Here is a 12757-nt window from a genome sequence, read left to right as displayed (position 1 = left end):
TTCGCTGTCTTTTTCTGCAATTATTGAGTGACTATGCTTCAGAATCCACTGCAGGTTCGTCTTGAAAAGTTAGAACCTTGGCAACAAATTACCTTCATGGCGTGTCTGTGTGAACGTATGTATCCTAACTATGCCATGTTTTGTGAGAATACAGAATTTGCCGAAGCTCGAATCTATCGTGATGTTTTGGATAGCATTTGGGAAATCCTAACGGTTAAAACGGCAAAGGTGAACTTTGAGCGTCAACTTGAGAAAGTAGAAGAGCTATTCCCTAGCGGTGATGATTTTGATTTTTATGGTGTTTATCCAGCAATGGACGCATGCCAAGGCTTAGCAACGTTAATACACGGCCTGCTTGATCGTGAACACATGCTTGAATCGGTAATTAAAGTGAGCCAACAGTCGGTTAAGACGGTTGCAGAGCTTGAATTCGCTCAAGGTGCTGAAGAAGTCACGAATGCAAACCAGAAAGAAAATGAAGCGGTATGCGAAGAGTGGGACGTTCAATGGGCGATCTTCCGACCACTTCGTGAAACGACAGAGCGCGACCTTGAACTGATTAAAGACCTGCGTCATGAACTGCGTGAAGACCCAGTGAGCAACATTGGTGTTGCGTTATAACGGATTTTGAGTTGTAGCGAATAGAATAAAAAACAAAGGCTCCCTGGGGAGTAATGCCGTTCACTTAAGAGTGAACGGCATTTTTGTTCTTAGCATATCGTTGTGGTCTAGGTTTAACTTTTCTAGGGAATGTTCTTTCCCTTCGCCCTTCAAGTATTAAGCTTTCAGCCATGTTGTGGAACCCCTTTAACTGCCGAGGTATTGCGCCTGGTGTTGAGTAAGGTAAGCCTACAAGTAACGCTGATACATGAGCCAATGTGCCGTTAAAACTCAGTTGATAGGGAAGATAATTTCCCTTTAAATTGAAGCAAAGCTCGACCATCTGATATCGGATTAAATTGTAAGTAAGCAAGATGCCCCATAACTCCTGCTTTACCAGCTCCGGTAAACGACTTCGCAGCGTAAGACGGTTTCCAAGCATGTATTGTTTTTGTTCTCGGTAACCTAACTCTATTTCCCAACGATGCTCATAGAGGCCTACAATATCTTTTGATGGGTAACGCAGAGAGTCCGTCATGGAAGTTAATACTTGGTAGTCTTTTCCTTTAATTTTACGAGTGACAAGTCGAGCGGTTATCGACTTTGGTAAATCAGGCCATAGCTTTCTCGCTCTTGGATTACTATGTAGTTGAACCAGTTTGTCATTTCGCCCTAAAGATTGAACAATATCATATTGTGTATTTTTCTTGAGGGGGATAAGCCAATGGCGCTCTGAGCCAGAGTCTTGCCATTTATGTAATAAACCTAAAGAATAGAAACCCTTATCGAACATTGTCACACTATGATTCGGTGTTTTTTCTATCAGTTTTTCAGCTAATACCATTTCGTTTGTATTGTAATTATCAAAGGCACTGGCCGTGATTATGTGACTGCTTAGTTCCATTTGGCAGACCATTCTCACTTGCGGATATTGTGTCCCTTTTTGTCGAGAAAATGCATTTTCATTTTGTGGATTATCGGGCGTTCGCCAAACAACTCCATCGACGCCAAGCAGCGTTAATCCATTCCACTGGGGTAACTTTGCACTTTTTAACCATGAGGTTGTCATTCGCTCAAAGACCGCTTTAATTGCGTCTTCACCCAACGTCTTTCGTCGTTGAGTCAACGCGCTCGGTGCGACAAAAGCTTTACCTGTACGGTCGACAATATCGAGCTGGTTAACTAAGTTTTTCATGGATTTATTGTTGTAGATAGCCATTCCAACAAGTAACCAAACCATGGATTCTAGAGTTAATTTCCTCTTTCTCATAGTGACAGTATCAGTAAGAGAATAAGCTTCATCGATGAGGTCAATTGGAAGCAAGTCAGACAAAGTTTCAACGTTGCTAGGTTTCCAATCATTAATTATGTTTAGAGCTTGGGAAACATCCATAAAAAAATCCAAGTGCATTAAATACACTTGGATTTTGACAGTTCTGGAGGATCGTTCAACCGATCACTTTGGCTTTAACTGATCGGCATTACTCCCTGGGGAGCCTTTGTTGTATCTGACGCTATCAAATTCTGACTAAGCGTCTTTTTTGTTTCTTAGCTTTTAGTTCTGAGCTTTGTCTTTGGATGCATTATCTTTTGCTGCGTCGTCATCATCCGCTGATTTTGAATCTGAGGCTTCGCTGTCTGCTGGAGTTTCTTGCTCTAGCTCGTCCTCTTCATCTTCATCGCGGTTTTCGATAACACCGTGTGTCTCTTTCCACTTTTCCCAACGTTGAAACGCAAGCTCTTGCATGTCTGTGGTCTTGTCCGCTTCATCAACGATCTCTTCACCAACCAAATGCTCAAAGATGTCTTCTAGGGTGATGATGCCTTGAATTGTGCCGTATTCATCAACAACCAAAGACAATTGCAGGCGATTGGCCATCATTTGGTCAAAGGCTTTAGCTAGACCCATGTTGTTCAATAATACGTGGATAGGGCGCATGACTTCGCCTAACGCTTTTTCGCCGCAACCCGCTTGTTGCAATCTAAACAGCTCCAGACGGTGAACAAAACCAATGATATTGTCACTCTGTTCGCTGTAGACCAATGGGCGTGAGAACGGCGTGTCTTTGTGTTTCTCAAGGAACACATTGACGCTCATCTCTGCATCTACACGGAATACAACCGGTCGAGGTGTCATGACTTGGGTAACTGGCACATCTTGAATGCCTAATAAGTTGCTTAGGATTTTTGATTCGCCTTCTGCGAACTCGCCACTCTCTTTTGCCAAAATAGCCATCGCTGATAGTTCGTCACGCATCTTAGGTGCTTGGTGACCACGAGCTAGACGCTTAGTAATTTGCTCTGAGAACCAAACAAACGGAGTTAGGAAGAATACCATCCAACGCAGTACCGTTGACGATGCTGGAGCAAGTTGACGCCAGTAGGTCGCACCAATCGTTTTTGGAACAATTTCAGACAACACCAGAATGCCCAGTGTGAGCACGGCAGAGAATACACCTAGCCATTGGCTACCAAAAACCACAGCGGCTTGTGCACCTGCGGTTGCCGCACCAATGGTATGTGCGATGGTGTTGAGCGTTAAAATTGACGCGAGCGGGCGGTCAATATCTGTTTTCAGTTTGTCTAAAGACGCGGCTGCAGGGTGCCCATTTTGTTTTAGTTGAGCAATGTAGCTCGGACTAATACTCAAAAGTACAGCTTCCAAAACAGAACAAATGAAAGAAACTCCAATAGCAATGGAGACGTAAATAGTTAGCAGCAGCATGTTTGCCCTTAAATTAAATTGTACGCTTTGTCAGCGATTCAAGGTGGATTATAGAGAATAAGTAGTGGCTAGGTCATCATTAATTTCACTCTCAGCCCCTTTTAAACAAGGGCTTACTCAATAAAATCAGTAACAAATTGTGAGTTATTACTCATATTATGGCTAAAACTACGGCATTAGAGCTAAAGATCGACGACAAACCTTTGCCAGATAGGGCATTTATGTTTTAGAGTTAATTGAATTCGAAAATACTAAGAAGGGAAACCTAAAATGAACAAGACTCAATTAATCGACTTTATTGCTGAAAAAGCGGACCTTTCGAAAGCACAGGCTAAAGCGGCTCTTGAAGCAACTCTTGGCGGCGTGACTGAGACTCTTAAAGATGGCGATCAAGTTCAGCTAATTGGTTTTGGTACTTTTAAAGTAAACCACCGTGCAGCTCGCACTGGTCGTAACCCAAAAACTGGTGATGAGATCCAAATCGCTGCTGCAAATGTTCCAGCATTTGTTGCAGGTAAAGCGCTGAAAGATTCAGTGAAATAATCTAAACTGTACCGAGGTAGTTTTACTCTCACCTCGGTACAGGTTTTATGAAAAAAGCATTTCTTCTCGTTTCACTGTTATCTATATTTCTTATCGGCTGTTCTTCAACAAGCCCCGGCAAAAACCTAGAGCAATTTGAAACCTATACCGGCGGCCAAGTCATGGGCGACGCGACAAGTTTCTTCTGGGTCACCAACAAGCTAACACAACCACACACTTCTGCTGATTACGTCACAATGGGCGACTATGGCTGGTACAAAACCGACTATGCTTGGTCCGATGGTGTACTGCGTGAATTTATTCGTGAAGGCGAGCTACGTGACGACTCACAAGCGTTAGCACCTTATCGTGTCCATGTACGCTTTAATCAGTCTGGCGAGGCCGTGTATCAACAATACCGTATCGGTAGCAAAATCTTGCCACTTCAATCAGAGCAGCTGGAAAACTACCAAAAGCAGGCGATTTCGGTCCTCGATATCACAGAGAAGCAAAATGATGAAGGGTTAGAACTTCTTCAGGGTTACTGGAACGGTGAGATATTTGAGACGTGTTCAGGCGATCAATTCGAGTACTTTGAGTTTAACAAGACCTTACCAAGAATCGTTGTCAATCGTCTCGCTTCAGTAGAGAGTTATGGTGCTCTTATTGGGAAGGTTTCGCTACGTAAAGTGTCGGTCGCGGAGTTATTGGTATTAGCCGATGAAAACCATCAATGCATTCAAAGGCCATCACTCCTCAGTGAGTAGAGAGCTTTTGACCTACGATAGGCCAAATGCTTTGTCAGCGAACATAATGAATTTTAAATATTAAAAAAGGCGCCTTAGGCGCCTTTTTTGATTCAGCTAACGGCAATGAGTTAGAGATATTGTTCGAGAGAGATTACTGCTCTTGTTCGCGCGCAATCGCACGGTAACCAATGTCATTGCGGTGGAACATACCATTCCAGCTAACTTGCTTAGTTAACGCGTAAGCGCGCTCCTGAGCTTCAGAAACCGTATTGCCCAGTGCGGTTGCACACAGCACGCGGCCGCCGTTTGTCACAACGTCGCCAGCTTCGTTATTTGTGGTACCCGCGTGGAAAACTTTTTGGCCTTCAACTTCGCTTGTCGGCAGTGAGATTACATCACCTTTTGCGTAGTCAGCAGGGTAACCGCCAGCCGCAAGAACAACACCGATAGAAGCGCGTGGATCCCACTTAGATTCTGCTTCATCCAGTTTCTCGTCGATAGCCATTAGGCAAAGCTCGACAAGATCCGACTCCATACGCATCATAATAGGTTGCGTTTCTGGGTCGCCGAAGCGGCAGTTGTATTCGATAACCTTTGGCGTGCCATCAGCATCGATCATTAGACCTGCGTAAAGGAAACCTGTGTACGGTGCGCCTTCTGCATCCATACCACGTACCGTTGGGTAGATAACTTCTTCAAGGATACGGTTATGGATTTCTGGAGTAACAACTGGTGCCGGAGAGTAAGCACCCATGCCGCCCGTGTTAGGGCCTGTATCTTTGTCGCCAACACGTTTGTGATCTTGGCTGGTGGCCATAGGCAGTACGCTAGAACCGTCAACCATTACGATGAAGCTTGCTTCTTCGCCTTCAAGGAACTCTTCGATCACTACGCGGCTGCCTGCTTCGCCAAATGCGTTGCCTGCTAGCATGTCTTTGATTGCGTCTTCAGCTTCTTCAAGGGTTATCGCGACGATAACGCCTTTACCTGCTGCAAGGCCGTCAGCTTTTACTACGATTGGAGCGCCTTGCTCGCGAACGTAAGCGATAGCTGGCTCAATCTCAGTGAAGTTTGAGTAGTAGCCTGTTGGGATCTCATGACGAGCTAGGAAGTCTTTGGTGAATGCTTTAGAGCCTTCAAGCTGTGCTGCCGCTTGAGTTGGGCCGAAGATTGGTAGGCCAACTTCGCGGAAGGCATCAACTACACCAATAACCAATGGTGCTTCAGGACCAACGATAGTCAGTTCGATTTTTTTATCTTGAGCAAACGCCACTAAACCTGCGATGTCTTCAACACCGATGTTTACGTTCTCAAGTTTCGGCTCAAGGGCAGTACCTGCGTTACCTGGAGCAATGAATACCGTTTCAACATTTGGGTTTTGTGCAGCTTTCCAGCCTAGTGCGTGCTCACGACCGCCGGCACCGATAATCAATACATTCATGTTTTAAAATCCTTATAGCTGCTTCAGAGCCTTTATTTCTGTGTCAAACATGCTCACTTATGGTCATAAGCTCCGCGTGTTTTCCTTGAACTAAAGTCACTGAGTTGCTCTACGTATTTCAAATATCGGAATATTTAAAAAACAAAATTATAAGCTTTGCTCAAAGTAGTTGGTGATGTGGCTAGGCAGCAATTGAGCCCATCCCCGGGAGCATAGCTCGCTATGTGACCGGAGGGGGGCGAAAGCAGCTAACGACGCCACAGTGCCAAATACGAAGAGGAAATTAGTGGCGGAAGTGACGCATGCCCGTAAAGATCATCGCCATGCCGTGTTCGTCTGCTGCTGCGATAACTTCGTCATCACGCATAGAGCCGCCCGGTTGGATAACACACTTGATACCCGCTTCTGCTGCCGCGTCGATACCGTCACGGAATGGGAAGAATGCATCTGATGCCATCACACAACCTTCAACCTGTAGACCTTCGTCTGCCGCCTTGATGCCTGCGATTTTTGCAGAGTAAACGCGGCTCATTTGGCCTGCGCCAACACCAACCGTCATGTCACTTTTCGAGTAAACGATCGCGTTAGACTTAACGTACTTCGCTACTTTCCAGCAGAATAGCGCGTCTTTTAGTTCTTCCGCTGTAGGTTGGCGCTTAGAAACCACTTTAAGGTCATCTTCAGAGACCATGCCTTGGTCGCGGTCTTGAACTAGCAAGCCGCCGTTAACGCGTTTCACGTCAAAACCAGTTGTCTTCGTTGTCCACTCACCACACTCCAGCAGGCGAAGGTTTTTCTTAGCTGCGACGATTGCTACTGCTTCAGCAGAAATAGAAGGTGCAATGATAACTTCAACGAATTGACGCTCAGTGATAGCTGTTGCTGTTGCAGCGTCTAGTTCACGGTTGAATGCGATGATGCCGCCAAATGCAGAGGTTGGGTCTGTTTTGAATGCGCGGTCGTAAGCTCCTAGGATGTCTTCACCTAGTGCTACACCACATGGGTTAGCGTGCTTAACGATCACACATGCTGGCTGGTCGAACTCTTTCACACACTCAAGTGCTGCGTCAGTGTCAGCGATGTTGTTGTAAGAAAGTGCTTTGCCTTGGATTTGGCGAGCCGTTGAAACTGATGCCTCTTCAGGGCTCGCTTCAACGTAGAATGCGGCTGCTTGGTGGCTGTTCTCACCGTAGCGCATGTCTTGTTTCTTCTCGAACTGTTGGTTGAATGTACGAGGGAATTTGCTCTCTTCATCAGCCTTCTTACCTTCTTCATCAAGTAAAGAGGCGCCGTAAGATGGAACCATAGTGCCAAAGTAGTTTGCGATCATGCCGTCGTAAGAAGCGGTGTGCTCGAATGCTGCGATAGCGAGGTCGAAGCGAGTCTCTAGTGTTAGAGATTGCTCGTTCGCGTCCATTTCAGCTACAACACGCTCGTAGTCGTGTGCGTTTACAACGATCGTTACGTCTTTGTGGTTTTTAGCAGCAGAGCGAACCATTGTTGGGCCACCGATGTCGATGTTCTCAACAGCGTCAGCAAGGGTACAACCTTCTTTAGCAACGGTTTCTGCGAATGGGTATAGGTTTACAACAACCATATCGATAGGGTTGATACCGTGAGTTTCCATCACGTCATCATCTTGGCCACGACGGCCTAGAACACCACCATGAACTTTTGGGTGCAGAGTCTTAACACGGCCATCCATCATTTCTGGGAAGCCAGTGTAGTCAGATACTTCTGTTACAGAGATGCCTTTTTCAGCAAGCAGGCGAGCAGTGCCACCAGTAGATAAGATATCTACACCACGGTTAGCAAGAGCTTGTGCAAATTCAACGATACCAGTTTTGTCTGATACGCTGATGAGAGCGCGGCGAATTGGACGAGCGTTATTCATGCTTCCATTTCCTCAAATTCATGGGGTTAAAATAAAGATATTTGCCAAAAAAGAACTTGTTTCTATCTTCTCAGCGTGGAGTATCTTAGATACCAGCAAGAGATAAAATATTGGCCAGTTTTGGTAAAGACCTTTTGGGTGTTCTTATAATCAAGCTATAAGATAACCAACTCCAAATTTGATGGCGCAGATTCTAACTAATTTATTACAAAAAAGCTCGCGCAATCGTTTGGCATCTCAAAATTAATTATGAAAAGTGCCATTTCAGCCTGAAAAGTAACAACAAGGTTAATAGTGGAATGGATGAAAGAAATAGGAAAAAGCATGTTTCAGATTGGCGAATTGGCGAAAAGATGCGGTGTGACAGCCGATACCTTGCGTTTTTATGAGAAGAATAACCTGATTGCACCAGCCAGTCGCAGTGAGTCGGGTTATCGTCTGTATGATGAAAATAACCAAAAGCAGGTGACGTTTATTCTCAAATCCAAAGAGTTAGGGCTGAGTTTAGATGAAATCAAAGAATTGTTAGAGATTCGTCTTGAAGCGACTCAACACAGTTGTGCTGAAGTGAAGTCGATTACTTCTTCTAAGTTAGAGATGATTGATGAAAAGATAAAGGAGCTTACTAAGATTCGAACGGCACTCAAAAAGATTAATGATGCCTGCTGTGGCCATATTGATGACGATGCGAGCCATTGTTCGATTCTGGCTGCCTTGGACTCAGCAAACCTTGAGAAGGGGCGGTGTTGTAGCTAACCAAGCCGATAGCAGCTGATTTGCATTCGTTAGGTCTGTTTCCTTGCTGTCTTATTGCCTTACGACCTTATAACTTATTGCCTTATATCCTTGTTACTCAGCGAGGCAGTTTTGTTCAGTGACATAATCAATAGGCAAAAAAAAGCCAAACTCAATAAATGAGCTTGGCTTTCAATTCAATTAATTACGAAAGAACGATTAGTTCATGCCGTATTTTTTAAGTTTCTTGCGAAGAGTACCGCGGTTAATACCCATCATGGTTGCTGCGCGAGTTTGGTTACCGCGAGTGTACTGCATGATAGTGTCTAGTAGTGGCTGTTCAACTTCAGCTAATACTAATTCGTATAACTCGCTGACTTCTTGACCGTTTAATTGAGCAAGGTAATTTTTCAATGATGCTTTAACTGAGTCACGTAGAGGCTTCTGCGTGATTTGGTCTTGTGATGTAACTGTAGTTACTGTCAATGCTTCTGAAGTCAGATTTTGTTCGAACATATTCGGTCTAGCTCTTCTCGTAATTATGGTGCAACGTTATCAAAAAAACCTTCAAGCGCTTCAAGCTGCAGATCACCTGCTTCGAATGCGTTGAAGGTACGGCGAAACTCACTCGCTTGTTCATGTTCTTTTAGATACCAACCCACATGCTTACGAGCAATACGGGGGCCTAAAAACTCGCCATAAAATTTATGTAGAGCGTTCACATGGCCAAGCATGATGTCTTTCACTTCCGAAGTCGGAAGCGGGTCCATCGTGGTGCCGTTTTCCAAATAGTGTAGGATTTCGTTAAAAATCCAAGGGCGTCCTTGGGCAGGTCGACCTATCATTAAAGCATCAGCGCCAGTGTACTCCAGCACAAACTTAGCTTTTTCCGGGCTATCGATATCACCGTTAGCGATAACCGGAATAGATACTGCTTGTTTTGCTGCTTTAATGTGTTTGTATTCTGCCTCACCTTTGTACATACAAGCGCGAGTTCTCCCGTGAAGGGCAAGAGCTTGTATGCCGCAGTCTTCGGCTATTTTAGCGATTTGGACACAGTTTCTATTTTCTGTATCCCAGCCTGTGCGCGTTTTCAACGTTACTGGAACGTCGACAGCATTTACCACAGCTTTCAGAATATCTTCAATGAGTTCTGGATGCTGAAGCAGGGCTGAGCCCGCAAGCTTCTTATTCACTTTTTTGGCTGGACAACCCATATTGATATCGATGATTTGCGCACCGTTAGCAACATTGAATTGAGCAGCCTCGGCCATAAGCTGTGGATCTGCACCAGCGATTTGTACTGAACGAATGCCCGATTCGCCTTCATGTACCATACGCTGCTGAGACTTTGACGTTTTCCAAACTTTCGGATTGGAGGACATCATTTCACTGACTGCCATCCCCGCACCGTAACGAAGACACAACTCACGGAATGGTCTATCCGTTACGCCAGCCATAGGAGCGACGATTAGATTGTTCTTAAGTTGATAATTTCCGATTTTCAAAAATGTCATCACAGTTCTGTACCAGCAAGGGCGCGCATTTTACGCATTTTTTCGCTGCGTGAAAAGACTAATATTTGAGCATTTACAATTTGTTTTTGTAATTTGCTTAAAATTCAATCAATTAGCGTCCAAAGTCTTGTTTAGCCTTGCTTGCGACCAGAGATTCGACACCATTCTTGTTGTTCAATGATTGGATCAATGTGAAGCTCATCACGATAATAAGTCGCAACATCTTCTGCTTGTGTATCCAAAACACCCGACATCGCAAGCACGCCAGTTGGCTTAATTAGGCCTTTGATGATGCCTGAAAGGTCGCGTAATGGACCTGCAAGAATGTTAGCAACAACAACGTCAGCAATCAGACCTTGAGGTTGATCTTGAGGTAGGAACACCTCTAGCTGCTCAGCAACACCATTGCGTTGTGCGTTGTCTTTTGAAGCAAGCAGAGCTTGAGGATCAATGTCGATCCCGACAACTTTTGCAGCACCCAGTTTGATCGCAGCGATCGCAAGAATGCCTGAACCACAACCGAAGTCGATCACGGTTTTGCCTGTAAGGTCTAAGCTTTCAAGCCACTCAAGACACAATGCCGTTGTTGGGTGAGTACCTGTACCAAATGCAAGACCAGGGTCTAGCATAACGTTAACGGCGTCAGGTTCTGGGATATCACGCCAGCTCGGACAGATCCAAAGACGCTCACCAAACTTCATTGGGTGGAAGTTATCCATCCATTCACGTTCCCAGTCCTTGTCTTCAATCTGCTCGATTTTATGAGCAAAGTCTGTAGGGAACATGTTGCTGGCTTTAATCTGCGCTAGAACGACACCGGTATCAATCTCAGCGTCGTATAGCGCGAGAATGTCAGTATCACCCCAAAGGCGAGTTTCACCCGGCAGAGGCTCAAATACAGGGGTATCTTGTGCATCCAGGAAAGTTACAGAAAGAGCACCAGTCTCTTCCATTAACATGTCGCCGATTTGTTCGGCATTTTCATTGGTCGCATTAAGCTTGATTTGAATCCAAGGCATGGCTGCATCTTCTATATGAGAAAAATTGGATGGGGAGTCTAGCAGAAAATATGAGCAAATTCACCAAAACACCGCGGATTATAAGAAGGATTATCGATTGATTTTTGCGAGTGTTTAAAAACAAAAATGCCCACCGAAGTGAGCATTTACTACTGTTCTACAGAGAGCGTATTACGGAAGACTAGCTTCTGTTGCAGACCAAGCTTCTATTGCAGACCAAGCTTCTTCTCAAGGTAGTGGATGTTTGCACCACCGTGTTGGAAGTTTTCGTCGTTCATAATCGCTAATTGCAGCTCAGTATTGACGTTGATACCTTCAACAATCATTTCTGCCAGTGCGTTCTTCATACGTGCAATCGCTACATCGCGGTTTTCACCGTAAGTGATCAGCTTGCCGATCATTGAATCGTAATGCGGTGGCACTGTGTAGCCAGTGTAGATATGAGATTCCCAACGAACACCCATGCCGCCTGGTGCGTGGAAACGTTCAATCTTACCTGGTGAAGGTAGGAAGCGAACAGGATCTTCAGCATTGATACGACATTCGATTGAGTGGCCGCGCAGCTTAATATCATCCTGTGTGAATGATAGAGGCTGACCAGCAGCAATGCGAAGTTGCTCTTTCACTAGGTCGATACCCGTTACCATTTCAGTAATCGTGTGCTCAACCTGGATACGAGTGTTCATTTCGATGAAGTAGAACTCACCGTTCTCGTATAGGAATTCAAATGTGCCTGCGCCGCGGTAACCAATCTCAAGACATGCACGAGTACAACGGTCGCCGATGTATTTACGCATTTCTTCAGTGATACCTGGTGCTGGCGCTTCTTCCACAACTTTCTGGTGACGACGCTGCATTGAACAGTCACGCTCACCTAGGTGGATAGCATTACCTTGGCCATCTGCAAGCACTTGTACTTCAATGTGACGTGGGTTTTCTAGGAATTTTTCCATGTAAACCATGTCGTTATTGAAGCATGCTTTTGCTTCAGCACGCGTCATTGCGATAGCTTCTGTTAGTTCTGCTTCAGAACGAACAACACGCATACCACGACCGCCACCGCCGCCAGATGCCTTGATGATTACAGGGAAGCCAATGCGCTTAGCGTGCGCTTTGTTTTTTACTTCATCGTTATCAAGAGGACCGTCAGAACCTGGTACACAAGGTACACCGGCTTTTTTCATTGACGTGATAGCTGACACTTTGTCACCCATCATGCGAATAGTTTCAGCTTTAGGGCCAACGAAGATAAAACCACTGCGTTCTACCTGTTCTGCAAAGTCTGCATTTTCAGATAGGAAGCCGTAGCCTGGGTGAATAGCGACTGCACCGGTAACTTCAGCTGCGCTGATGATACGAGGGATGTTCAGGTAGCTATCGATACCGCGAGCTGGACCAATACAAATTGTTTCGTCAGCAAGAAGTACGTGCTTAAGATCACGGTCAGCAGTTGAATGAACCGCTACCGTTTTGATACCAAGCTCTTTACATGCTCGCAGAATACGCAGTGCAATTTCACCACGGTTCGCGATTACTAATTTATCTAACATAATAA

The 12757-nt window shown here is 45.1% G+C and carries 12 protein-coding genes; 4 read left to right on the top strand and 8 right to left on the bottom strand.

Annotated elements, in window-relative coordinates; all coding sequences use genetic code 11:
• The first annotated feature begins 33 nt into the window (after positions 1-33).
• Positions 34-621 carry a YjaG family protein gene (locus ACMAZD_RS16515; RefSeq protein WP_435247975.1) on the top strand — a complete coding sequence of 196 codons (588 nt, stop codon included), beginning with the start codon at positions 34-36 and terminating at the stop codon, positions 619-621.
• 64 nt (positions 622-685) lie between these two features.
• Here ACMAZD_RS16515 and ACMAZD_RS16510 read toward each other — a convergent pair whose 3' ends face one another.
• Positions 686-1993, bottom strand: a complete 1308-nt coding sequence (locus ACMAZD_RS16510) for an IS4 family transposase (RefSeq protein WP_435247567.1) — start codon at positions 1991-1993, stop codon at positions 686-688.
• 162 nt (positions 1994-2155) lie between these two features.
• Complete coding sequence (locus ACMAZD_RS16505; protein ID WP_435247974.1) at positions 2156-3325, bottom strand: CNNM domain-containing protein; 1170 nt, start codon at positions 3323-3325, stop codon at positions 2156-2158.
• Positions 3326-3595: 270 nt separating this feature from the next.
• Between ACMAZD_RS16505 and hupA the strand changes: the two genes are divergently transcribed.
• Positions 3596-3868, top strand: coding sequence for a nucleoid-associated protein HU-alpha (gene hupA / locus ACMAZD_RS16500; RefSeq protein WP_017108607.1), 273 nt, complete (start codon positions 3596-3598; stop codon positions 3866-3868).
• A gap of 47 nt (positions 3869-3915) precedes the next feature.
• A complete protein-coding gene (locus tag ACMAZD_RS16495; protein ID WP_435247973.1) occupies positions 3916-4614 on the top strand; it encodes a DUF1481 domain-containing protein in 699 nt (232 codons plus the stop codon).
• 133 nt (positions 4615-4747) lie between these two features.
• Here the strand turns inward: ACMAZD_RS16495 and purD are convergent, their stop codons facing one another.
• Together purD and purH are read right to left on the bottom strand one after the other, a co-directional pair.
• Positions 4748-6037: a phosphoribosylamine--glycine ligase gene (gene purD, locus ACMAZD_RS16490; RefSeq protein WP_435247972.1), complete on the bottom strand. Its 1290-nt coding sequence runs from the start codon at positions 6035-6037 to the stop codon at positions 4748-4750.
• A gap of 283 nt (positions 6038-6320) precedes the next feature.
• Entirely contained in the window at positions 6321-7931 is a 1611-nt protein-coding gene (gene purH / locus ACMAZD_RS16485) for a bifunctional phosphoribosylaminoimidazolecarboxamide formyltransferase/IMP cyclohydrolase (protein WP_435247971.1), read from the bottom strand.
• Between the two features lie 324 nt (positions 7932-8255).
• On the opposite strand from purH, the gene zntR reads away from it, so the two are divergent.
• Positions 8256-8687, top strand: a complete 432-nt coding sequence (gene zntR / locus ACMAZD_RS16480) for a Zn(2+)-responsive transcriptional regulator (RefSeq protein ID WP_435247970.1) — start codon at positions 8256-8258, stop codon at positions 8685-8687.
• Between the two features lie 198 nt (positions 8688-8885).
• On the opposite strand, the gene fis is transcribed toward zntR, so the two are convergent.
• From fis to accC, 4 genes are all read right to left on the bottom strand, one after another.
• Positions 8886-9182 carry a DNA-binding transcriptional regulator Fis gene (fis, locus tag ACMAZD_RS16475; RefSeq protein WP_004729744.1) on the bottom strand — a complete coding sequence of 99 codons (297 nt, stop codon included), beginning with the start codon at positions 9180-9182 and terminating at the stop codon, positions 8886-8888.
• Between the two features lie 23 nt (positions 9183-9205).
• Positions 9206-10174: a tRNA dihydrouridine synthase DusB gene (gene dusB, locus ACMAZD_RS16470; RefSeq protein ID WP_435249400.1), complete on the bottom strand. Its 969-nt coding sequence runs from the start codon at positions 10172-10174 to the stop codon at positions 9206-9208.
• A gap of 140 nt (positions 10175-10314) precedes the next feature.
• Positions 10315-11202, bottom strand: coding sequence for a 50S ribosomal protein L11 methyltransferase (gene prmA / locus ACMAZD_RS16465; protein WP_435247969.1), 888 nt, complete (start codon positions 11200-11202; stop codon positions 10315-10317).
• Positions 11203-11408: 206 nt separating this feature from the next.
• Positions 11409-12752 carry an acetyl-CoA carboxylase biotin carboxylase subunit gene (accC, locus tag ACMAZD_RS16460; protein WP_435247968.1) on the bottom strand — a complete coding sequence of 448 codons (1344 nt, stop codon included), beginning with the start codon at positions 12750-12752 and terminating at the stop codon, positions 11409-11411.
• Positions 12753-12757: the final 5 nt, after the last annotated feature.

This window comes from Vibrio sp. nBUS_14 (assembly GCF_051201655.1).
Classification (GTDB): Bacteria; Pseudomonadota; Gammaproteobacteria; order Enterobacterales; family Vibrionaceae; genus Vibrio.
Note: the sequence above shows the minus strand (reverse complement) of the source record. Positions and strands in the feature narration are given on the sequence as shown.

Coding starts and splice junctions, on each gene's coding strand:
- purD (WP_435247972.1), bottom strand. CDS start 6,037: ATGAATGTATTGATTATCGGTGCCGGCGGTCGTGAGCACGCACTAGGC.
- purH (WP_435247971.1), bottom strand. CDS start 7,931: ATGAATAACGCTCGTCCAATTCGCCGCGCTCTCATCAGCGTATCAGAC.
- ACMAZD_RS16495 (WP_435247973.1), top strand. CDS start 3,916: ATGAAAAAAGCATTTCTTCTCGTTTCACTGTTATCTATATTTCTTATC.
- hupA (WP_017108607.1), top strand. CDS start 3,596: ATGAACAAGACTCAATTAATCGACTTTATTGCTGAAAAAGCGGACCTT.
- prmA (WP_435247969.1), bottom strand. CDS start 11,202: ATGCCTTGGATTCAAATCAAGCTTAATGCGACCAATGAAAATGCCGAA.
- accC (WP_435247968.1), bottom strand. CDS start 12,752: ATGTTAGATAAATTAGTAATCGCGAACCGTGGTGAAATTGCACTGCGT.
- ACMAZD_RS16505 (WP_435247974.1), bottom strand. CDS start 3,325: ATGCTGCTGCTAACTATTTACGTCTCCATTGCTATTGGAGTTTCTTTC.
- ACMAZD_RS16510 (WP_435247567.1), bottom strand. CDS start 1,993: ATGGATGTTTCCCAAGCTCTAAACATAATTAATGATTGGAAACCTAGC.
- ACMAZD_RS16515 (WP_435247975.1), top strand. CDS start 34: ATGCTTCAGAATCCACTGCAGGTTCGTCTTGAAAAGTTAGAACCTTGG.
- fis (WP_004729744.1), bottom strand. CDS start 9,182: ATGTTCGAACAAAATCTGACTTCAGAAGCATTGACAGTAACTACAGTT.
- zntR (WP_435247970.1), top strand. CDS start 8,256: ATGTTTCAGATTGGCGAATTGGCGAAAAGATGCGGTGTGACAGCCGAT.